This window comes from Streptomyces sp. NPDC085932 (genome assembly GCF_044540525.1).
GTDB lineage: Bacteria > Actinomycetota > Actinomycetes > Streptomycetales > Streptomycetaceae > Streptomyces > Streptomyces levis.
This window is the reverse complement of sequence record NZ_JBITSJ010000009.1, coordinates 280,408-301,727: the sequence shown is the minus strand read 5'-3', so window position 1 is coordinate 301,727 and position 21,320 is coordinate 280,408. Positions and strand designations below refer to the sequence as shown.

The following is a 21,320-nucleotide window of genomic DNA, read 5'->3' as shown; positions in this document are numbered from 1 at the left end:
TCACCAGGGGATTGTCAGGCGACGGCGTCGTGCAGGCGGGCCGCCTGTTTGTCCTTCAGCGGGCCGATGACCGACAGGGAGGGCTTGCGTCCCAGGATCTCGCCGGCGACCGCCCGGACGTCGTCCGGCGTGACCGACGCTATCCGGGACAGCATGTCGTCGACGGACATCTGCTCGCCCCAGCACAGCTCGCTCTTGCCGATACGGTTCATCAGCGCGCCCGTGTCCTCCAGGCCGAGGACCGTGGAGCCCTGGAGCTGGCCGACGGCCCGGGCGATCTCCTCGTCGGTGAGGCCGTGCTCGGCGACGTGGTCGAGTTCGTCGCGGCAGATCTTCAGCACGTCGTGCACCTGGGAGGGCCGGCAGCCGGCGTACACGCCGAACAGGCCGCAGTCGGCGAAGCCGGAGGTGTACGAGTACACGCTGTAGGCCAGGCCTCGCTTCTCCCGGACCTCCTGGAAGAGGCGCGAGGACATGCCGCCGCCGAGGGCGGTGTTCAGCACGCCCAGGGCCCAGCGGCGCTCGTCGGTGCGGGACAGGCCCGGCATGCCGAGCACGACGTGGGCCTGCTCGGTCTTGCGGTCGACCAGTTCGACGCGGCCGGCGGTGCGCAGGGCGCGCTTGCCGTCGCGCGGGGCGACGGGCTCGGCGGTGAGGTCCTTGAACGCGCCGGCCTTCTCGAAGGCGGCGCGGACCTGCCGGACGACCTTGGCGTGGTCGATGTTGCCGGCGCAGGCGACGACCAGGTGGGTCGGGTCGTAGTGCTTCCTGTAGAAGCGGCGGATGCGGTCGGCGGTGAGGGCGTTGACCGTGTCGACCGTGCCGAGGACCGGGCGGCCGAGGGGGTTGTCGCCGAACATCGTGTGCGCGAACAGGTCGTGCACGCAGTCGCCCGGGTCGTCCTCGGTCATGGCGATCTCTTCGAGGATTGCGCCGCGCTCGACGTCGACGTCCTCTTCGAGGATGAGCGAGCCGGTCAGCATGTCGCAGACCACGTCGATGGCGAGCGGCAGGTCCGTGTCGAGCACGCGTGCGTAGTAGCACGTGTACTCCTTCGCCGTGAACGCGTTCATCTCGCCGCCGACGGCGTCGATGGCGGAGGAGATGTCCAGGGCGGACCTGCGGCTGGTGCCCTTGAAGAGCAGGTGCTCCAGGTAGTGGGTGGCGCCGTTCAGGGCCGGGGTCTCGTCGCGGGAGCCGACGTGTGCCCAGATGCCGAAGGTCGCGGAGCGCACCGAGGGCAGGGTCTCGGTGACGATGCGCAGGCCGCCCGGGAGGGTGGTCTTGCGGACCGTGCCGATGCCGTTCTCGCCCTTGATGAGGGTTTGGGTACGGGCGACGGCCCGCGCCTCCGAGGAGGTGCGGGCCGTCGCCTTCGAGCCACGGGACGTCACTGGTCGGCGTCGTCCTTCTTCTCGTCCGAGCCGTCCTCGCCCTCGATCACGGGGATCAGGGAGAGCTTGCCGCGGGAGTCGATCTCGGCGATCTCGACCTGGACCTTGGCGCCCACGCCGAGGACGTCCTCGACGTTCTCCACGCGCTTGCCGCCGGCCAGCTTGCGGATCTGCGAGATGTGCAGCAGACCGTCCTTGCCGGGCAGCAGGGAGACGAACGCGCCGAAGGTGGTCGTCTTCACGACCGTACCGAGGTAGCGCTCGCCGACCTCGGGCATCGTCGGGTTGGCGATGCCGTTGATCGTGGTGCGGGCGGCCTCCGCGGAGGGGCCGTCGGCGGCGCCGATGTAGATCGTGCCGTCGTCCTCGATGGTGATCTCGGCGCCCGTGTCCTCCTGGATCTGGTTGATCATCTTGCCCTTGGGGCCGATGACCTCGCCGATCTTGTCCACGGGGATCTTGACGGTGATGATCCGCGGGGCGTTCGGGGACATCTCGTCCGGGGTGTCGATCGCTTCCATCATCACGTCGAGGATGTGGAGGCGGGCGTCGCGGGCCTGCTTCAGGGCCGCGCCCAGGACGGAGGCGGGGATGCCGTCCAGCTTGGTGTCGAGCTGGAGGGCGGTCACGAACTCCTTGGTGCCGGCGACCTTGAAGTCCATGTCGCCGAAGGCGTCCTCCGCACCGAGGATGTCGGTGAGCGTGACGTAGTGCGTCTCACCCTCGATCTCCTGGGAGATCAGGCCCATGGCGATACCGGCGACGGGGGCCTTCAGGGGCACACCGGCGTTCAGCAGCGACATGGTGGAGGCGCAGACCGAGCCCATGGACGTCGAGCCGTTCGAGCTGAGCGCCTCGGAGACCTGGCGGATCGCGTAGGGGAACTCCTCGCGCGTCGGCAGGACCGGGATCAGGGCGCGCTCGGCGAGCGCGCCGTGGCCGATCTCGCGGCGCTTCGGGGAGCCGACGCGGCCGGTCTCGCCGGTGGAGTACGGCGGGAAGTTGTAGTTGTGCATGTAGCGCTTGCGGGTCACCGGGGAGAGGGTGTCCAGCTGCTGCTCCATGCGGAGCATGTTCAGGGTGGTGACGCCCAGGATCTGGGTCTCGCCACGCTCGAACACGGCGGAGCCGTGGACCCGCGGGATGGCCTCGACCTCGGCGGCGAGCGTACGGATGTCCGTCAGCCCGCGGCCGTCGATGCGCTTCTTCTCCTTGATCACGCGCTCGCGGACCAGCTGCTTGGTGAGCGAGCGGTACGCGGCGGAGATCTCCTTCTCGCGACCCTCGAACTCCGGCAGGAGCTTCTCGGCGGCGAGCTGCTTGACGCGGTCCAGCTCGCTCTCGCGCTCCTGCTTGCCGGCGATGGTGAGCGCCTGGGCGAGCTCGGGCTTGACCGCGGCGGTGAGCGCCTCCAGGACGTCGTCCTGGTAGTCGAGGAAGATCGGGAACTCGGCGGTCGGCTTGGCGGCCTTCGCGGCGAGGTCGGCCTGGGCCTTGCAGAGGACCTTGATGAAGGGCTTCGCGGCTTCCAGACCGGCGGCGACGACCTCCTCGGTCGGGGCCTCGGCGCCGCCCTTGACCAGCTGGATGGTCTTCTCGGTGGCCTCGGCCTCGACCATCATGATCGCGACGTCGCCGTCCTCCAGGGTGCGGCCCGCGACGACCATGTCGAAGACGGCGTCCTCGAGCTCGGTGTGCGTCGGGAAGGCGACCCACTGGCCGTTGATCAGCGCGACGCGGACGCCGCCGATCGGGCCGGAGAAGGGCAGGCCGGCCAGCTGCGTGGACGCGGAGGCGGCGTTGATCGCCACGACGTCGTACAGGTGGTCGGGGTTGAGCGCCATGATCGTGGCGACGACCTGGATCTCGTTGCGCAGGCCCTTCTTGAAGGACGGGCGCAGCGGGCGGTCGATCAGGCGGCAGGTGAGGATGGCGTCCTCGGAGGGCCGGCCCTCGCGGCGGAAGAAGCTGCCGGGGATCTTGCCGGCGGCGTACATCCGCTCCTCGACGTCCACCGTGAGCGGGAAGAAGTCGAGCTGGTCCTTGGGGTTCTTGGAGGCGGTGGTGGCCGACAGCACCATGGTGTCGTCGTCCAGGTACGCCACGGCGGAGCCGGCGGCCTGCTTGGCCAGGCGGCCCGTCTCGAAGCGGATGGTGCGGGTGCCGAAGGCGCCGTTGTCGATGACGGCCTCGGCGTAGTGGGTCTCGTTCTCCACTAGCGATCTCTCCGTTTACTTGTCGTCTTTCGTCCCTCGTCTGCCCGTGTGGCAGGGGGACACTCCCGGAGATGCGCGCCGTGCTGTGCGGGCCGGTCTTCGATCGAAGCACCCGGGGTTCGTTTCCCCGGGGGCCACTACCGAGGACCGGCGGCGGCGTGGTGCGCCTCTCCTCTTGTCGTGCTGTGTCGTCCGTATTGCGTTGTGCTACCACACTACAAAGGGGTGGTGACACTCCGCACGTACAGTTGCGCGCGTACAGCAAAGGGAGCGGCCCCGTTTCTCCCGGGAACCGCTCCCTTCACGGCGTCCTACTTGGCGCCCGCCGCACCACGGCGGATGCCGAGGCGGTCGACCAGCGCACGGAAGCGCTGGATGTCCTTCTTCGCCAGGTACTGGAGAAGGCGGCGACGCTGACCCACCAGGATCAGCAGGCCACGGCGGGAGTGGTGGTCGTGCTTGTGGGTCTTGAGGTGCTCGGTCAGGTCGGAGATCCGACGGGACAGCAGAGCGACCTGGACCTCGGGGGAGCCGGTGTCGCCCTCCTTGGTACCGAACTCGGACATGATCTGCTTCTTCGTAGCGGCGTCGAGCGACACGCGTACTCCTCATTGGTCTGTGATGGCCACCGAGTGCCCCCGGTCTGCTTCTCGGGGGAGCTTCCGTGACTCGGAAGGCGGGGATCCGCTGGGCGCGGCCTCCAGAACGGCTGGTTCCGGGGGTGCGTACACAAACGGCCGTCGACCAGAGTACCAGGTGGTCGCGGGCCTTTTTGCCCTGCTCCCCGAAGCTCCCGGCCGGAGCGGAGAGGGCCACTAGGGTGAGCGGGCTCGGATCGTTCGTACGTCGGGAAGGGGTCGCTGCGGCATGGCGGAGACGGCTGAGGAGATCAAGGCGCGCAAGGAGCGGGAGCGGGACGAGCTCTACGCCCTCGACATCTCCGGCGTGGAGTGGCACTGCGCGCCGGGCACCGAGGAGCACGAGGAGCGGGTCGAGATCGCGTACCTGCCGGAGGGGGCCGTCGCGATGCGGTCCTCCCTCGACCCGGGGACGGTGCTGCGTTACACGGAGGCGGAGTGGCGGGCCTTCGTGCTGGGAGCGCGGGACGGGGAGTTCGACCTGGAGCCGCGGCAGCGCGACGGAGGGTCCTCCCCGGCCGGACAGTAGGCGCGAGGACGCACGACGAGGGGTGAGCCGGTGGACGGCCGCCCCTCGTTGTGCTGTCCGGGCGCGTACTTGTCCGAGGGCGTACCCGGCGGCCCCGTAACGGCCCCCTCGACAAGGGGGTTTCGGGTTCTTCACGTTTCTCGCCCCTTTTTGTTCCTCAACGGGGGTGCCGCGTACGTCACTTCGGGGCACCTTCTGGGCAGGTTGTGACGCGGCGGACAGCTGCTCGGGGGTGGACGGGCCTGCCGTGGCGGGGCTTGTGGTGATTAGGCTGGGACGGGGCACCGCGCCGGAAACCGTGGAGCGGGCGTCGGTGTCCCAGGGGGAACACGGGGGAGTTTGTGGATCGGACTGTCTCGGACGACCTCGATACGCCTCATACGACTTCGCACGGCTTCGCACGACGTCGGACGACAAGCAAGGGTCGCCCCAGCACGGCATGAGGGTGCTCGACCACACCAGGAGGAACACTGTGAGCAGCGATCGGGACGGGATCCGCGGGGGCTGGGCGACACCCGGCGATGACCAGCCCGACGCGGAGTCCGCGGCAGAGGTGACGGGCGAGTTCACCATCGACTACGCGCCGCCCGCCTGGTACACGCAGAACGCCTCGGGAAGCTCCTCCGGGGGTGCTTCGGGGGGAGCCTCGGGGGATGCCTCCGGGGGCGCTGCCGCCGGTGGGGGTGCGGGGGCCGGCTCGGGGTCGGGGGCCGGCTCGGGCTCGGGTAGTGGCTCGGGTTCGGGTAGTGGCTCGGGTGCTGGTTCCGCCGGTGCGCCGAGGGGGCCGGTTCCTCCGCTGCCCGGTCTGACGCCGCCGCCGCACGCGAATCCCTCCGGGGGTTACGCGTATCCGCCTGTTCCCTCCAGTGGGCCGTCCTCCTCCTCCGCTCCGGGGCCGGCTCCGGCTCCCGGTGCGCCCTTCACGCCTCCCGCGCCCGTGCCCGCTCCCGGGGCTCCTTTCACGCCTCCGGCGCCCGCTCCGGGTGCGCCCTTCACTCCTCCCGCGCCGTCCGGCGGCGGGCCGTCCGCCGTTCCGAGGCTCCCGATGGGGTTCGAGCCGCAGGGGGCTCGGTCCGACCAGCCCGAAGGGCAGACGTCCGACGGGCGGACGGAGGAGGCCGCGGCCGGTCCGGCCTCTCCTGCGGCCGTGCCGAACATCCCGGCCGTTGGGCCTCAGGCGCAGTGGACGCCGCCCGTACCGCCGGAGGCGGCTCCGGCCGCTCCCGCCGCGCCGCCCTCCGAGGACGCCGAGTCCGCCGAGTCCGCCGAGTCCGCCGACGGCGACCTGGAGAGCGGTGCCACCATGCGCTTCTCCGCCGTCGCGTTGAAGCGGGAGATCGCGGAGCGTGCCGCGGCGGACGAGGCACGGTCGGAGTCGACCGACGAGGTCCCCGACGCGGAGAAGAAGGTCGGGGACGAGAGCGCGGAGGCCGTTTCCGAGGAGAGCAGGGTCGCTGGGGATGTCGGGTCCGAGGACGCGGAGCCCCCGGTGAGCGCCCTGGCGGACGAGGCTCCGGCTCCGGCTCCGGACGAGGACGCCGCGAAGGCGGAGAGCGACGAGTCGCCGGTTGAGGACGAGTCGACGACCGAGGACACCGAGCTCCAGGACAGCGCGTCGGGAGAGATGGCGTCCAGTGTCTCGGAGGAGACGCCCTCCACCGACGCGGTGCCGGTCGACGCCGTCGCCACTGACGCCGTCCCCGCTGACGCGGTTCCCGCGGACGCTGAGCCTGCGGATGCCGTGCCGGCGGACGCTGAGCCTGTGGACGCCGTGCCGGAAAACGCTCCCGTCGATGCTGTGCCTGCGGATGCGCCCCCGGCAGCTGCCGACCTCGCCGACGTCCAGGACGCCGGCTCCTCCGCGACCGACGACTTCCCCCTCGCGGACGCCGAGCCTGCGGACGCCGTGCCCGCCGAGGCCGCTTCCGAGGACGACAACAGCGCGCCGCAGGACGCCGCCGTGCCGGGACCGTCCGACGCCCAGTCCGCGTGGACTCCCCCGGCCCCGCAGGGCGTGCCGCCGCTGCCGCCGTCGTACCAGCCGGCCGCTCCCGCACCGGCGAGCGAGTGGCCCGCCCAACCGCAGCAGCATCCGCAACCGCAGCCGCAGCCGCAGCCGCAGCCCACGGACGCGCAGCCCCAGCCGGATTCGACCGCCGCCCAGAGCCAGGCACCGGTGCCGCCTCAGCCGTCGGTGCCGGCCCAGCAGGCGCCGTTCCAGCCGCAGGCGCCGCAGCCCGCGCCCGCCGCCTGGAACCAGCCGGGCATGCCGACGCCGCCGAACCAGCCGCCCACCCAGCCGGCGCCTGCGCCTCAGCCCGGCGGTTACGGCTTCCCGCACCCCGGAGCCCCCACCCCGGCCGCTCCCCACGCCCAGGGCGCTTACGGTTTCCCCCACCCCGGCGCCCCGGATCCGCAGGCCGCTTACGGCTTCCCGCACCCTGGCGTGCCTGCTCCCGCCACTCCGCAGCCGCAGCCCGGCATGCCCCCGGCGCAGCAGCCGGACACCCCGGCCGCCCCCGCTCCCACCTCCGACGCGCACGGCGGCTACGGCTTCCCCCAGCCGCCGGCCCAGCAGCCCCAAGCCCAGCCTCAGCCCGGCGTGCCGCCGCAGGCCCAGCCCGACGTACCCCCGCAGGCCCAGCCACCGCACGCCCAGCCGCCGCACCCCGGTGGCCAGCAGCAGCCGGTTCAGCCCGGGCACCCCGGCCAGGCCCAGCCCCCCGTCGACCCCCGTACCGGTGCCGCCTGGCCGCAGCCCATGCGGCACGACCAGCGGCAGCCGACCAATCCCGGAGCCGCGCCGCTCGGTTACACCGCGGCCGTGGAGCTGTCGTCCGACCGGCTGCTCAACAGCAAGAAGCAGAAGGCGAAGAGCAGCCGTCCGGCGGCCGGTGGCGGGCGGTTCAAGTTCGGTGGGAAGAAGGAGGAGGCCGAGCGGCAGCGCAAGCTGGAGCTGATCCGTACGCCCGTGCTCTCCTGCTACCGGATCGCGGTGATCAGCCTCAAGGGCGGTGTCGGCAAGACGACCACCACCACCGCGCTCGGCTCCACGCTCGCCACCGAGCGGCAGGACAAGATCCTGGCGATCGACGCCAACCCTGACGCGGGCACCCTCGGGCGCCGGGTGCGTCGGGAAACCGGGGCGACCATCCGTGACCTGGTCCAGGCGATCCCGTACCTCAACTCGTACATGGACATCCGGCGGTTCACGTCGCAGGCGTCCTCCGGGCTGGAGATCATCGCCAACGACGTCGACCCGGCCGTGTCCACGACGTTCAACGACGAGGACTACCGGCGTGCGATCGACGTGCTCGGCAAGCAGTACCCGATCATCCTGACGGACTCCGGTACGGGTCTGCTGTACAGCGCCATGCGCGGGGTCCTCGACCTCGCCGACCAGCTCATCATCATCTCGACCCCCTCCGTGGACGGGGCGAGCAGCGCGAGCACCACCCTGGACTGGCTGTCGGCGCACGGATACGCCGACCTCGTCTCGCGGTCCCTCACCGTCATCTCCGGAGTGCGCGAGACCGGCAAGATGATCAAGGTCGAGGACATCGTGGCGCACTTCGAGACGCGTTGCCGGGGTGTCGTCGTCGTACCGTTCGACGAGCACCTCGCCGCCGGTGCGGAGGTCGACCTCGACATGATGCGGCCGAAGGTGCGGGAGGCGTACTTCAACCTCGCGGCGCTGGTCGCCGAGGACTTCGTCCGTCACCAGCAGTCGCACGGACTGTGGACCTCCGACGGCAACCCGCCGCCGGTCGCCGCCCCGCCACTGCCCGGCCAGCACGTCCCGGGCCAGCCCGTCCCCGGACAGCACATTCCTGGGCAGCACACTCCTGGGCAGCACATCCCCGGACAGCCGCCCTACCCCGGGCAGCAGCAGCCGGGCCCGTACCCCCAGCAGCCCCACCCCCAGCAGCCGGGACAGCCGTACGCCCAGCCCGGACAGCCCTACCCCCAGCCCGGCCAGCTGCCGTACCCTCAGGCCGCGGGCCAGCCGCCCTATCCGCAGCCGGGTTACGGCTACCCGCAGCCGGGCCGGCCCGGACACCCGGGTCAGCCCGATCCTGAGGGACAGCAGCCCCAGGGACAGGAGCCGCAGGGGCAGACCCCGCCGCCCCCGCCCCCGACGCAGTAATCGCCTCACCCGATCGGCCCCTTTCGAGGGGCCGGTCCGCTTTCCGGCCCGCGCCGTTCCACTCAGCGCGGGCCGTCGTGCGTTCCGGGACCGGAAAGGGCGAAATCCGTTGCCAGGCCCTGGCCAGGGGCGCGTCAGTGGTCTCGACCAATGGGCGCGAAATGCTCGCCAATTCGTTATTTCCGCAGGCCACAAGGGGTGAACGTGCCGTTGACGGGTGGAGACGGCCGCTGATACACACTCAGCATCCCCTGACAGCTGATCAACCCGTCCTTCCCGTCCGAGCGATGACGCGAGGTCCGACCATGGGCACGAACGATCAGACACGCAGCCTCCCGCGCGGCCTCCGGCTCGTCGCCGTGGCCGGGGCGGCCGCCCTCACCCTCACGGCCGGGCTCGCCACCCCGCTCGACCCGGCACCCCGGCAGGCCCGGGCGGCCGACGACGGAAAGAAGGTGCTGACCGTCGCGGTCGCGCAGAGCGTGGACTCGCTCAGCCCGTTCCTGGCGGTCCGGCTGCTCAGCACGAGCATCCACCGGCTCATGTACGAGTACCTGACGAACTACGACCCCAAGGACAACCACGCCGTGCCGGGGCTGGCCACCAAGTGGGAGTCGTCGCCGGACAAGCTGACGTGGACGTACACGATCCGCTCGAACTCGAAGTGGTCGGACGGCAAGCAGGCCACCGCCGAGGACGCGGCCTGGACGTTCAACAAGATGATGACGGACGACGGCGCGGCCACGGCCAACGGCAGCTACGTCGGGAACTTCGAGAAGGTGACGGCGCCGAGCCCCACCAAGCTGGTCATCGAGCTGAAGAAACCGCAGGCCACGATGACCGCGCTCGACGTGCCGATCGTGCCGAGGCACGTGTGGGAGAAGGTCTCGGACTTCTCGGAGTTCAACAACGACAAGAGCTTCCCCGTCGTGGGCAACGGCCCCTTCGTGCTGACCGGCTACAAGGCCGACAGCTACGTCCGGCTCAAGGCCAACAAGACCTTCTGGCGCGGGGCGCCGAAGTTCGACGAGCTGGTCTTCCGCTACTACAAGGACCAGGACGCGGCCGTGTCGGCCCTGCGCAAGGGCGAGGTGTCCTTCGTCGCCGGGTCGCCGTCCCTGACGCCCGCCCAGGCGGACTCCCTGGAGGGCGCGGAGAACATCCAGGTCAACGATGCCCCCGGCCGCCGCTTCTACGCCCTCGCCACCAACCCGGGCGCGAAGGCCAAGAACGGCAAGAAGTTCGGCGACGGGCACCCCTCCCTGCTGGACCGGCGGGTGCGCAACGCGCTGTTCATGGCCGTGGACCGCGAGGCCATCATCGACAAGGTCTTCCGGGGCCACGCCGTCGAGGGCGAGGGCTACATCCCGCCGCGCTTCCAGGACTACTTCTGGAAGCCCTCCGCGAGCCAGAAGCTGGCGTACGACCCGGCGAAGGCGGCGCAGCTGCTCGACCGGGCGGGTTACCGCAAGAACGGTGACGGCAAGCGCGTCGGCAAGGACGGCAAGCCGATCACCTACCGCGTCCTGTGCCACGCCACCGACCCGAACGACAAGGCGGTCGGCAAGTACCTCCAGGAGTGGTGGGGCGACCTCGGCATCGGCGTGCGGCTCGACTGCCTGGACAACGTGACCGACCCCTGGCTGGCCGGCAAGTACGACCTGGCGTTCGACGGGTGGTCCGTGAACCCCGACCCCGACTTCGTGCTCTCCATCCACACCTGCGGCGCCCTGCCCGCGACCCCGCAGGACACGGGCGCGACCGACAACTTCATCTGCGACAAGACCTACGACGAGCTCTACGCCCGCCAGCTCGCCGAGTACGACCCCGCCAAACGGGCGGACATCGTCAAGCAGATGGAGTCGCGGCTGTACGACCTCGGGTACATGAACGTCATGGCGTACCCGAACGCGGTCGAGGCCTACCGGACGGACCAGATCAAGTCGATCACGACCATGCCGGCGAAGGCGGGGAACATCTACGGCCAGGACGGCTACTGGAGCTGGTGGTCGGCGGTCCCGGCGGACTCCGGCGACTCCTCCGGCGGTTCGTCGACGGCTGTCGTGGCGGTCATCGCCACGAGTCTCGTCCTGCTCATCGGCCTCGGCACGGTCGTGGCGGTGCGCCGCCGGGCCGGTGCCGACGACCGTGAGTGACCGTGCGCCCATGACCGCCGACACGACCACCGCGCTGGTCGAGGACGGGCCGACGGCCGCCGGGCCGCGGGTGCGCCGGCGTTCCGCGTACCCGCGGTACCTGGCCGGCAAGGTGGCCGGTGCGGCCGTGTCGCTGCTGGCCGTCCTCGTCACCAGCTTCTTCCTCTTCCGGCTGATCCCCGGCGACCCGGTGAAGACCATGACCGGCGGCCGTCAGGTCTCCGCCGAACAACTGGCCGCCTACCGCGAGGAGTTCGGGCTCGACCTGCCGCTGTGGCGGCAGTTCACCGACTACTGCGGCAAGGCCCTCACGGGCGACCTGGGCACGTCGTACCAGTTCCGGACGCCCGTGGTCGACAAGATCACCGAGGCGCTGCCGAACACCCTGCTGCTCACCGGCACGGCCTTCGTGCTGTACACCGTGCTCGGCATCTTCCTGGGCACGCGCTCGGCGTGGAAGCGCGGCGGGCTCGGCGACCGGGTCAACACCGGCCTGGCGCTCACCCTGTACTCCATCCCGTCCTTCTGGCTCGGGCTGCTGCTGATCGTCGTGCTGTCGGTGGGCATCGGCCCGCTGCCGGGCCTGTTCCCGACCGGCGGCATGGAGTCCGGCGGCGAGGAGGGCTTCGCCCACGTCCTCGACGTGGCGCACCATCTGGTGCTGCCCGTGGTGACGCTGGTGGCGGTGGAGTACGGGCAGACGCTGCTGGTCACACGGTCGGCGCTGCTGGACGAGATGGGCAGCGACTACCTGACGACCGCACGCGCCAAGGGGCTGCGCGACGACCTCGTGCGCCGCCGGCACGCCGTGCCCAACGCGCTGCTGCCGACCGTGACGCTGATCTTCATCAACCTGGGCCGGACGGTGGCGGGCGTGATCCTGGTCGAGACGGTGTTCTCCTGGCCGGGCCTCGGCGGGCTGTTCTACCAGGCGCTGAGCGTGCCCGACCTGCCGCTGGTGCAGGGCCTGTTCTTCGTGTTCGCCGCCGCGGTGATCCTGATGAACACCCTCGCCGACCTGGTCTATCCCCTGCTCGACCCCCGGGTGGCCCGATGACGACGTCGACCGGCACGGCCCCGAGCCCGCGCGCCCTGGCCCGGCAGCGCCGCCGGGCCTCCGTCGCCCGCTTCTGGCGGCAGTACCGCGCGGAGCGGGCGGGGCTGTACGGCCTGGCCGTGCTCGTGCTGTGCGCGCTGCTGGCGTTGTTCGCCCCCCTGTTCGTGGGCTCCGACGTGAGCAGCGTGACCGAGGCGCCGGGGCGTCCGATGCAGAGCCCGAGTGCCGGGTTCCCGCTCGGCACCGACCAGTTCGGGCGGGACCTGCTGGGCCTGGTGATCTGGGGTGCGCGGGTGTCGCTGCTGGTCGGGCTGCTCGCGGCCGTGCTGTCGGTGGCGATCGGCACGCTCATCGGGGTCACGGCCGGGCACTTCAAGGGCTGGTACGCGACGGTGCTGATGCGCGTGACCGACTGGTTCCTGGTGATGCCGACCCTGGTGCTGGCGATCGCCCTGGCGACCGTGATGTCCCGCTCGCTGACTACGATCGTCGTCGCGATCGGCGTCACGACCTGGCCGACCACGGCCCGTCTGGTGCGTGCGCAGACCCTCGCCGTGGAGACCCGGCCGTACATCGAGCGGGCCAAGGCGCTCGGCGGTGGCCACTGGCACATCATGTCCCGGCACGTGCTGCCCAATGTGATGCCGCTGGTGCTGGCCCAGACGACCCTGATCATCTCCTCGGCCATCCTCGCGGAGGCGACGCTGGCCTTCCTGGGCCTCGGCGACCCGACGGTCGTCTCCTGGGGCGGGCTGCTCCAGGACGCCCGTGAGGCGGGCGCGGTCAGTGCCGGGGACTGGTGGTACCTGGTGCCGCCGGGCATCGCCATCGCCGTGGTGGCGCTGGCGTTCACGTTGTGCGGACGGGCCGTGGAGTCCGTCCTCAACCCCAGGCTGGGGGTGTCGCGTTGAGTCTGCTCGACGTCAGGAACCTGACCGTGACGTACCCGGGCGGCGCGGCCGCCGTGCGCGGGGTGGACCTGCGTCTGGACGCGGGGCGCAAGCTCGGCCTGGCCGGGGAGTCCGGCTGCGGCAAGTCGACGCTGGCGCTGGCCCTGCTGCGGCTGCTGCCGGCCGGCACGCGCGTGACCGGTGAGGTCCTGCTCGACGGCGAGGACGTGCTGACCATGAAGTGGGGCCGGGTGCGGGCGGTCCGCTGGGCCGGGGCCTCGGTCGTTTTCCAGGGCGCGATGCACTCCCTGAACCCCGTGCACCGCGTCGGCGACCAGATCGCCGAGCCGATCCTGCTGCACCGCAAGGCGACGCCGGCCGGGGCGAGGAGAAGGACCGGTGAGCTGCTGGAGCAGGTGGGCCTGCCCGCGGCCCGGGCCGGCGCCTACCCGCACGAGCTGTCCGGTGGCCAGCGTCAGCGCGTCATGATCGCCATGGCCCTGGCCTGCGACCCGCGTCTGATCATCGCCGACGAGCCGACCACCGCGCTCGACGTGATGATCCAGGCCCAGATCCTGCGGCTCATCGAGCAGCTGGTCGCGGACCAGGACCTGGGACTGATCATGATCAGTCACGACCTGGCCGTCCTCGCCGACACCTGCGACCGGCTGGCGGTGATGTACGCGGGCCGGGTGGTCGAGGAGGGCCCGGCGGTCCAGGTGTACGAGGACGCCCGGCACCCGTACGCCCGGGCCCTGGCGGCCGCGTTCCCGCGCATCGGCGATCCGGGCTCCCGGTTCGCGCCGCAGGGACTGGCGGGCGATCCGCCCGACCCGGCCGCGCTGCCGTCCGGGTGCACGTTCCACCCGCGCTGCCCGGTGGCGCTGGAGTCGTGCGCCGAACAGGACCCCGCGCTGCGGGAGGCGGGACCGGGGCGACGGGCGGCGTGCGTCCTGGCCGGGCCGCCGCCGGACGCGCCTGACGCGGAGCCGCAGGATCCGGAAGCGCTGCAGGAAGCGAGGCCCGGCACGCCATGACCCTCTCCCCCACGGCCCCCGAGGTCGGCACGGCTCCCTTGCTGAGCGCTCAAGGCCTGCACGTGACCTTCCCCGGACGGCACGGAGGCCCCCCGGCCCGCGCGGTGGACGGCGTGGACCTCGACATCCGGCCCGGCGAGATCGTCGCCCTCGTCGGAGAGTCGGGGTGCGGCAAGACGACCCTGGCGCGCAGCCTGCTGGGCCTGGTCGAGCCGACCGCGGGCCGGGTCGCCTTCGACGGCCGCCCGCTGGAGTACTCGGGCCGGTCCCTGAAGGCCTACCGCAAGCGCGTCCAGCTGGTCCTCCAGGATCCCAGCGGCTCCCTCAACCCCCGGCACACGGTGTACGACGCGGTCGCCGAGGGCCTGCGCATCCACGGCTTCGCGGGGGACGAGCGCACCGCGGTGGCCGAGGCCCTGTCCCGGGCCGGGCTGCGTCCCCCGGAGCGCTTCTTCCTGCGCTATCCGCACGAGCTGTCCGGCGGGCAGCGCCAGCGGGTCGTCATCGCGGGCGCGCTCGTGCTGGAGCCCGAACTCCTCGTCGCCGACGAGCCGGTGGCGTCCCTCGACGCCTCGGTGCGCGGCGAGATCCTCGCCCTGCTGCTCCGGCTGCGTACCGAGCTCGGCCTGTCCGCCCTCGTCGTCACGCACGACCTGGGCCTGGCCTGGAACATCGCCGACCGGGTGGCCGTGATGTATCTGGGCCGGATCGTGGAGACGGGGCCGGTGGAGCAGGTCCTGACGGCCCCCCGGCACCCCTACACGCAGGCCCTGCTGTCGGTCCTCCCGGAGGCGCCGGGCACCCCGATCGTCCTCACCGGCGAGCCCCCGGACCCGTCACGGGTGCCGTCCGGCTGCCGCTTCCACGCCCGCTGCCAGGTCCTGGCGGGTGGAGCGGCGGAGGCAGCGGGGGTGGCGGACGCGTGCAGGGGCCGGGACCTGCCGGTGCTGAGCGGGGACGGTCGATCACAGGTGGCCTGCCACTGGGCAGCTTCACATGCGCCCCTCGGGGGCGCGGGGAACCGTGCCACCCGCCACAGCCCGCTCGGGGACGGCCCACAAGGGAACTAGGCAGACCGCTCTGCCGCCGCCACCAACGCCGCGCACTTCTCGACGTCCTGCCCCATCTGAACCAGCAACGCGTCCAGCGTGTCGAACTTCGCCTGTCCCCGCACGAACGCCAGGAAGTCGACCGCGACGTGCAGCCCGTACAGATCCAGCCCGACCCGGTCGATGGCGTACGCCTCCACCGTCCGCTCGGTTCCCTCGAACTGCGGGTTCGTGCCGACGGAGATCGCCGCCGGCATCGCTTCGCCCTGCACGTGCAGCCAGCCGGCGTACACGCCGTCGGCCGGGACGGCCGTGTGCGGCAGCGTCTCCACGTTGGCGGTGGGGAAGCCCAGTTCGCGCCCGCGCTGGGCGCCCCGGACGACGACGCCCTCCACCCGGTGCGGCCGGCCCAGGATCTCCGCCGCGCCCTCGACGTCGCCCTCGGCGACCAGACGCCGCGTCAGGGTGGAGGAGAACGGCTCCCCGCCGCCCGCCTCACCCGTCACGTACAGGTCGACCACCTCGACCTCGAAGTCGTAGGTCTTGCCCTGCGTGGCGAGGAACTCCACGTTGCCGGCGGCCTTGTGGCCGAAGCGGAAGTTGGGGCCCTCGACGACCGCCTTGGCGTGCAGCTTGTCGACGAGCACCTTGACGACGAAGTCGGCCGGGGACAGCTTCGAGAACTCGGTCGTGAAGGGGAGGATGAGCACCGCGTCCACGCCGAGGTCCGCCATGAGTTCGGCGCGGCGGTGGTGCGGGGCGAGCAGCGGCGGGTGGCTGCCGGGGCGGACCACTTCGCTGGGGTGCGGGTCGAAGGTGACGACGACGGCGGGCACGCCCAGCTCCCGGGCGCGGTCCACGGCATGCCGGATGATCAGCTGGTGTCCGCGGTGGACTCCGTCGTAGGAGCCGATGGTGACGACGCTGCGCCCCCAGTCCTGGGGGATGTCCTCCAAGCCACGCCAGCGCTGCACTGTGCCTGCTCCTTGTCGAAAGCTCGTCGAACCCGTGTCCGGTCGGTTGTCCGTGGTGACGCGTACGCAGGTCTAAGGGTGCCATGCCGGGTCGCCGCCGCCCGCATCGGCATGGAGGCTGTGACCGGGCGCACGGCTCCCCGCGCCGGTCAGGCCGGGACGCCGACGCCGGCCAGGTTCTCGATCGTCCGGTGGGAGCTCGGCCCGACCAGGGCCGCCCACTCCTCCGGCGCGTCGGCGAGCCAGCCGGCCACGCGGGCGGCGAACCCGGGCACGTGCCGGCCGAGGTCGACCAGGGCGCGGTCGAAGCGGCCCGCGCCCTCGGGGGTGCGGCCCAGGAGCAGGCCGATGCGGTGAACGAGGTCGCGCAGGTCGTCGCCGCCGTTGCGGGCGGCGGCGTGCAGCAGCGCGTCCAGGACGTCGGTGTCGTGCTCACGGGCCAGCAGCACCTCGCGCAGCTCCCGGCGCAGCGGGCGCGAGGCGGGGATGCCGGGCGGGGTGAGCACGGCCGCGAGGGCACAGCGCAGCCGCACGGGGCCGCCCTCCAACAGGCCGGTGACCAGGGGCAGGAGCACGGCCCGGGCGGCGGGACCCCGGTCGAGCCGCTGGTCCACGTACGCGGCGACCGGCCCGGCGAGGTCCGGGCGCCGCTCCGCCGCGTGCCTCACCAGTGCGGCGACGGGCCGGGCCAGGCCGGGCGGGGTGGCGTCGGCGAGCGCCCGCAGCGCCTCGTCCGCGTCCGGCCGCTCCAGCCGGGCCGCGAAGGCGCCGAGCACCGGTTCGGGGTGGGTGAGCAGGGCCCCGGCGAGCGCGTCGGGCGGAAGGTGCGGGTCGCCCGCCGCGAAGTGTTCCAGCGCCCGGGGCAGGTAGCGGATCCGGGTGTGCGGGTCCTGGACGAGCAGGGCGAGCGCTCCGCCGTGCAGGGCGCGGTCGGCCGGGCGGGCGAGCAGGGTGAGGGCGGCGTAGCGCAGCAGGGCGCGGTCGCCCGCGGTGGTGACGTGGGGGGCGACGCGCAGTCCGTGCGCCATCGCCGCGGCGCGCCGGGCCGGCCGCTCGTCGCGCGCCCACCGGTCGGCGGCCCGGCACAGCGCCGACGGCTCCTCCTCGGCCAGCACCGCGAGCAGTTCGTCGGCCCGCCGGTGGGCGCGGTCGGCGAGCACGTCCGCCAGCTCGTCCAGGGCACGGTGGCGGTGGGTGTGCAGCAGGGCCTGCGCGGCCAGGGCCACGGTCGCGTGCGGGGTGGCGGGCAGCGGCTGTTCGTCGTCGAACCAGCGGACCAGCTGCGGCTGCGCGGCGACCGGGTCGGCGGCCAGCAGCCGTGCCACGGCGTCCAGGAAGCGCGGGCCGGTCTCGCACGGAGGTCCGTCCGCGTGCACCAGCCGCCTGAGCAGCCGGAACCGCGGGCCGTCCGGCAGCCGCAGACCGGTCCAGAAGTCCGGTCCGAGCACGTCCGGCACGGGCCGCTCCTGCCGCCGCCAGGCCACGACCCGGTCGGCGAGCAGTCGCAGCACGTCCGTGTACGGCGTCGCGTCCGGCACGGCCGACAGCGTCCCGGCCAGCAGCCGGGCGGCCCACCAGGATCCCGGGTCGGCGTCCAGGGCGTGCACCAAGTCGGCCAGGCGGGAGGCCAGCGGGCCGGTGCCGTGCTGCCGCTCCAGCCACAGCAGGGCCTGGACGACGGGTCCGATGCGGTGGTGCGGGACGGGGTCCGCCTGGTCGTCCCGGCCGCGGTGGACGAGGGCGTGCAGGGCCTCGTCGAGGTCGAGGTGCAGCCCGTGGAGCCAGTCGGCGAGCTCCTCGTGGGCGAAGCGGTAGCCGGCTCCGGAGGGCACGAGGAGGCCCTCCGCGAGCACGGCCGACGCCCAGCCGTCACCGCCCCCGAGCCGGTCGGGGGCGGTGCCCCACGGGAACACGGCCCCGAACGTGTCCCGGTCCAGGTCCCCGAGGCCCGGGCCGAGACTGCGCCGTGCGGCCTCGTGCACCTGCCCGGCGACCTTCGCGGCCAGCCGACGCACGGCGGTGCCGCGCAGGCCGTTGACGGCGGCCAGGCGCTGGGCGATCCGCAGGGCCGTCAGGTCCAGGTAGGCGGAGAAGACGTCGTTCCGGTCGAGGGTGGCGTTCCGGTCGAGGGCGACGTTCCCCCCGGCGGCGGCGCTCCGGTCGAGCGTGGCGGCGGGCCGCTCCGGGGCGTCGGCGAGCGCGGCCCGGACCTCGGCGAGCAGGCGGAGCGTGAGGGGGTGCCGGGCGTCGGTGCCGGTCAGGGCGCTCTCCGGGATGCCGAGGCGCTCGCGGGCCTGACGGGCCTCGTCCTCGGTGAGGTCGCCGAGCAGGACGCGTGCGGGCCGGTGCAGCGGGTCCGAGGCCTCCTCCCAGTACTCCGCGCGGCAGGTCAGCACCAGCCGTACACCCGTCTCGCGCAGCCACCGCAGCGTCCCCTCCGCCCAGTCGGCGAACCGGCGGGCCAGGGCCGGCGGCATCTCCTCGGGGCCGTCGAGCAGGAGGAGCAAGGGGTGGCCGAGAGCGGAGGCGCGGTGGGCGAGGCGTTCCGGCGAGAGGTCGCCGAGGCCGGCCGGGGTCCGGGCGGCGGCCACGGCGGGAGCGGCCCGGGTCAGGGCCCGGCGTGCCGCGTCAGCCACCGAGGTGTCGTCGTCCCGCAGGTCGCAGCCGCGCAGCCACAGTGTGGGACACCCGCCGCGGGCGCGGCGGGCCGCGAGCGCGGCGAGCTCCGTCGTACGGCCGCTGCCGGGCGCTCCGACCAGGCCGAGGACGGGCTCCGGTCCGCACGCGAAGGAGCTGAACTCGGCCGCCACCGCCGCCCGTTCGACCGGTTCCGCGAGCCCCGGCGGCGCCGGAGGGCCGTCCAGGCCCACGGAGACGCCGGTGAGCTCCAGCACTCCGGCCAGGTTGAGGTCGTCGCCGTACGCGGGGACCGTCGCCGCGTTCTCGGCGAGCAGGTCGGCGAGCGGGCCCGCCGCCCCGGGCACCCCCGGATGCAGGGGCACGGCGAACCCGACGTCGCGGTGGCCGGAGCGGAGCGCGGTGCCGAGGACGGCGACGACGGCCCCGGTCGCGGCGTCGACCACCGGACCGCCGGCCGCTCCCCCGCCCAGCCGCAGCGCGTCCCGCCCCGCCGTGCCGACCGCCAGCTCCAGCGCGCCGTCGATGCGGTGGAAGCGGTCCGTGGCCGCGTACGTCACACCGGTCGAGCCCAGGACCCGCGCCTCGCGCCAGCCGCCGGCGGCGATCCGCACGTAGGTGCCCGTCCCGGCCCCGTCCCGGGCGGTGACGGGCAGCGGCGGCACGCCGAGGCCCTCGGTCCGCACGAGGGCCAGGTCGAGGGCGGGCAGCGGCGTGATCGCGTCGGCGGTCACGACCCGGCGGCGGTCGCCCGCTCCGTACAGCACGAGCCGGGGCAGGCCGTCGACGGCCTCGTGGCTGGTGACGAGCGTGCCGTGGTGGTCGGCGAGGAAGCCGGTGCCGCGCGGGCGGCCCGCCAGGTCGTGGATGCGCACGAGCGCCTCGTCCGGGGGCGCCTGGTCCGCGCACTCCACCGCTCCGGGGTGGTCCGGGGAGTCCGGTGCGCTGTCGTCCGTCTCCCGGGACCGGTTCCGCGACGTCATCGTCGAGCCTCCCCGCCGTACACCCGTGCTCTTGTGTTCGACGTTAGGGGCGGGATGATCAGCGGGACAGATCGCTTCGCGAAAGCGCCCCCTTCCGCTCCCCCGGTTCACTCCGAGCGCCCGCACGGACGGGTGAACGGACGGGGGCGGCTGGATACACCCTAGGGGTGGGGGAACCGAGGGGGGACCGTGGAGCGGCGACAGTGGAGGTACCCCGTGGTCGCCGCTCCACGGGCGGACCGCCCCCGGGGGGCGGTCAGCCGAAGACGGCCAGGCTCCTGGCCTTGCCCCGCTGCTCCTCGACGAGGGCGAGGAAGCGGCCCTCCGGGTCGAAGACGGCGACCGGGCCGGAGCCCGCGTACTGATCGGGCATCTCCAGCCGGACGCCGTTGGTGAGCAGCTTGGCGCGGCGGGCGTCGACGTCCCAGCGGGGGAACGCGGCCGCGGCGGCCTCGGCGACCGGCATCACGGTCAGCTCCTGCTGGAGCTGGTCCAGGGTGCGGGCCGCGTCCAGCTTGTAGGGGCCGACGCGGGTGCGGCGCAGGGCGGTGAGATGACCGCCGACGCCGAGGTCGGCGCCCAGGTCACGCGCGAGGGCCCGGATGTAGGTGCCGGAGGAGCAGACGACCGACACGACCAGGTCGAGCACGGGCGTGCCGTCCTCGGCGACGGCGTCCCGGACGTCGTACACGCCGAAGTGGGAGACCGTGACGGGCCGGGCCGGGATCTCGAACTCCTCGCCCTCCCTGGCCCGCTTGTAGGAGCGCACGCCGTTGATCTTGATGGCGCTGACCTTGGACGGCACCTGCATGATGTCGCCGGTGAGCCGGGCGATGCCGGCGTCGATGCCGTCCCGGGTGACCCGCGAGGCGTCGGTGGAGGAGGTGATCTCCCCCTCGGCGTCGTCCGTGAGGGTGTTCTGTCCCAGGCGGATGGTGCCCAGGTACTCCTTCTCGGTCAGCGCGAGGTGGCCGAGGAGCTTGGTGGCCTTCTCGACGCCGAGGACGAGGACGCCCGTCGCCATCGGGTCGAGGGTGCCGGCGTGCCCGACGCGTCGCGTCCTGGCGATGCCGCGCATCTTGGCGACGACGTCGTGCGAAGTGAAGCCCGACGGCTTGTCGACGATGACGAGGCCGTCGGGCGTGGTGTGCTTCTGGGTCATTCGGCGGTGTCGTCCGTCTCGTCGTCCTCGTCCGGCTTGCGGTACGGGTCGGCCTCACCGGCGTACTTCGCCCCGGCGGACGCCTCACGCACCTTCGCGTCGGACTGGCGCGCCTTGTCGAGGAGGTCCTCGATGGTGCGGGCGTTGTCCGGCAGGGCGTCCATGACGAAGGTCAGGGTCGGCGTGAACTTCACGCCGGCGGCCCGGCCCACCTCGGAGCGCAGGATGCCCTTGGCGCTCTCCAGGCCGGCGGCGGCCGCCGCGCGCTCCTCGTCGTCCCCGTACACGGTGTAGAAGACGGTCGCCTCCCTGAGGTCACCCGTGACCCGGGTGTCCGTGATGGTGACGTGCGAGCCGAGCCGCGGGTCCTTGATCCCGCGCTGCAGCTTCTGGGCCACCACCTCTCGGATGAGGTCCGCCAGCCTTTTAGCCCGCGCGTTGTCGGCCACTG

Annotated in this window: 14 protein-coding genes; 7 read left to right on the top strand and 7 right to left on the bottom strand. The window is 72.8% G+C overall.

Annotated elements, in window-relative coordinates:
- Positions 1 to 14 precede the first annotated feature (14 nt).
- From ACIGAQ_RS36135 to rpsO, 3 genes are all read right to left on the bottom strand, one after another.
- On the bottom strand, positions 15 to 1,394 hold the full coding sequence (locus ACIGAQ_RS36135; protein ID WP_399790556.1) for a M16 family metallopeptidase: 1,380 nt from the start codon (positions 1,392 to 1,394) through the stop codon (positions 15 to 17).
- The gene (locus ACIGAQ_RS36130; protein WP_399790553.1) at positions 1,391 to 3,610 is read right to left on the bottom strand and encodes a polyribonucleotide nucleotidyltransferase; all 2,220 of its coding nucleotides are present in this window, start codon (positions 3,608 to 3,610) and stop codon (positions 1,391 to 1,393) included. Before ACIGAQ_RS36130 ends, ACIGAQ_RS36135 begins: the two co-directional genes overlap by 4 nt.
- Before the next feature lie 311 nt (positions 3,611 to 3,921).
- Positions 3,922 to 4,209 carry a 30S ribosomal protein S15 gene (gene rpsO / locus ACIGAQ_RS36125; RefSeq protein ID WP_010042739.1) on the bottom strand — a complete coding sequence of 96 codons (288 nt, stop codon included), beginning with the start codon at positions 4,207 to 4,209 and terminating at the stop codon, positions 3,922 to 3,924.
- A 268-nt stretch (positions 4,210 to 4,477) separates the two neighbouring features.
- Between rpsO and ACIGAQ_RS36120 the strand changes: the two genes are divergently transcribed.
- The 7 genes from ACIGAQ_RS36120 (at position 4,478) to ACIGAQ_RS36090 (ending at position 15,134) form a co-directional block, all read left to right on the top strand.
- A complete protein-coding gene (locus ACIGAQ_RS36120; protein WP_362281651.1) occupies positions 4,478 to 4,777 on the top strand; it encodes a DUF397 domain-containing protein in 300 nt (99 codons plus the stop codon).
- 472 nt (positions 4,778 to 5,249) lie between these two features.
- Positions 5,250 to 8,924, top strand: a complete 3,675-nt coding sequence (locus ACIGAQ_RS36115; RefSeq protein ID WP_399790549.1) for an SCO5717 family growth-regulating ATPase — start codon at positions 5,250 to 5,252, stop codon at positions 8,922 to 8,924.
- Between the two features lie 305 nt (positions 8,925 to 9,229).
- Positions 9,230 to 11,080, top strand: a complete 1,851-nt coding sequence (locus tag ACIGAQ_RS36110; RefSeq protein ID WP_399790546.1) for an ABC transporter substrate-binding protein — start codon at positions 9,230 to 9,232, stop codon at positions 11,078 to 11,080.
- 10 nt (positions 11,081 to 11,090) lie between these two features.
- Positions 11,091 to 12,137: an ABC transporter permease gene (locus tag ACIGAQ_RS36105; RefSeq protein WP_311688498.1), complete on the top strand. Its 1,047-nt coding sequence runs from the start codon at positions 11,091 to 11,093 to the stop codon at positions 12,135 to 12,137.
- Entirely contained in the window at positions 12,134 to 13,048 is a 915-nt protein-coding gene (locus ACIGAQ_RS36100; protein WP_399790543.1) for an ABC transporter permease, read from the top strand. The genes ACIGAQ_RS36105 and ACIGAQ_RS36100 overlap by 4 nt, the downstream gene beginning before the upstream one ends.
- On the top strand, positions 13,045 to 14,064 hold the full coding sequence (locus ACIGAQ_RS36095; RefSeq protein ID WP_399790540.1) for an ABC transporter ATP-binding protein: 1,020 nt from the start codon (positions 13,045 to 13,047) through the stop codon (positions 14,062 to 14,064). The genes ACIGAQ_RS36100 and ACIGAQ_RS36095 overlap by 4 nt, the downstream gene beginning before the upstream one ends.
- Positions 14,061 to 15,134 carry an ABC transporter ATP-binding protein gene (locus tag ACIGAQ_RS36090; protein ID WP_399790537.1) on the top strand — a complete coding sequence of 358 codons (1,074 nt, stop codon included), beginning with the start codon at positions 14,061 to 14,063 and terminating at the stop codon, positions 15,132 to 15,134. Before ACIGAQ_RS36095 ends, ACIGAQ_RS36090 begins: the two co-directional genes overlap by 4 nt.
- Here ACIGAQ_RS36090 and ACIGAQ_RS36085 read toward each other — a convergent pair.
- The 4 genes from ACIGAQ_RS36085 to rbfA all read right to left on the bottom strand — a co-directional run bounded on the left by ACIGAQ_RS36085 (position 15,131) and on the right by rbfA (position 21,318).
- A complete protein-coding gene (locus tag ACIGAQ_RS36085; protein WP_311688506.1) occupies positions 15,131 to 16,087 on the bottom strand; it encodes a bifunctional riboflavin kinase/FAD synthetase in 957 nt (318 codons plus the stop codon). The two genes, ACIGAQ_RS36090 and ACIGAQ_RS36085, sit on opposite strands and share 4 nt — an antisense overlap.
- 149 nt (positions 16,088 to 16,236) lie before the next feature.
- On the bottom strand, positions 16,237 to 19,707 hold the full coding sequence (locus ACIGAQ_RS36080) for a trypsin-like peptidase domain-containing protein (protein WP_399790534.1): 3,471 nt from the start codon (positions 19,705 to 19,707) through the stop codon (positions 16,237 to 16,239).
- Positions 19,708 to 19,963: 256 nt separating this feature from the next.
- Positions 19,964 to 20,869, bottom strand: coding sequence for a tRNA pseudouridine(55) synthase TruB (truB, locus tag ACIGAQ_RS36075; protein WP_399790531.1), 906 nt, complete (start codon positions 20,867 to 20,869; stop codon positions 19,964 to 19,966).
- The gene (gene rbfA / locus ACIGAQ_RS36070) at positions 20,866 to 21,318 is read right to left on the bottom strand and encodes a 30S ribosome-binding factor RbfA (protein ID WP_311688512.1); all 453 of its coding nucleotides are present in this window, start codon (positions 21,316 to 21,318) and stop codon (positions 20,866 to 20,868) included. The genes truB and rbfA overlap by 4 nt, the downstream gene beginning before the upstream one ends.
- Between the last annotated feature and the right edge of the window lie 2 nt (positions 21,319 to 21,320).

Excerpts from the sequence above, each read along its gene's own strand:
- ACIGAQ_RS36120 (WP_362281651.1), top strand. The coding sequence starts at position 4,478 with ATGGCGGAGACGGCTGAGGAGATCAAGGCGCGCAAGGAGCGGGAGCGG.
- ACIGAQ_RS36110 (WP_399790546.1), top strand. The coding sequence starts at position 9,230 with ATGGGCACGAACGATCAGACACGCAGCCTCCCGCGCGGCCTCCGGCTC.
- ACIGAQ_RS36105 (WP_311688498.1), top strand. The coding sequence starts at position 11,091 with ATGACCGCCGACACGACCACCGCGCTGGTCGAGGACGGGCCGACGGCC.
- ACIGAQ_RS36100 (WP_399790543.1), top strand. The coding sequence starts at position 12,134 with ATGACGACGTCGACCGGCACGGCCCCGAGCCCGCGCGCCCTGGCCCGG.
- ACIGAQ_RS36090 (WP_399790537.1), top strand. The coding sequence starts at position 14,061 with ATGACCCTCTCCCCCACGGCCCCCGAGGTCGGCACGGCTCCCTTGCTG.
- ACIGAQ_RS36080 (WP_399790534.1), bottom strand. The coding sequence starts at position 19,707 with ATGACGTCGCGGAACCGGTCCCGGGAGACGGACGACAGCGCACCGGAC.
- truB (WP_399790531.1), bottom strand. The coding sequence starts at position 20,869 with ATGACCCAGAAGCACACCACGCCCGACGGCCTCGTCATCGTCGACAAG.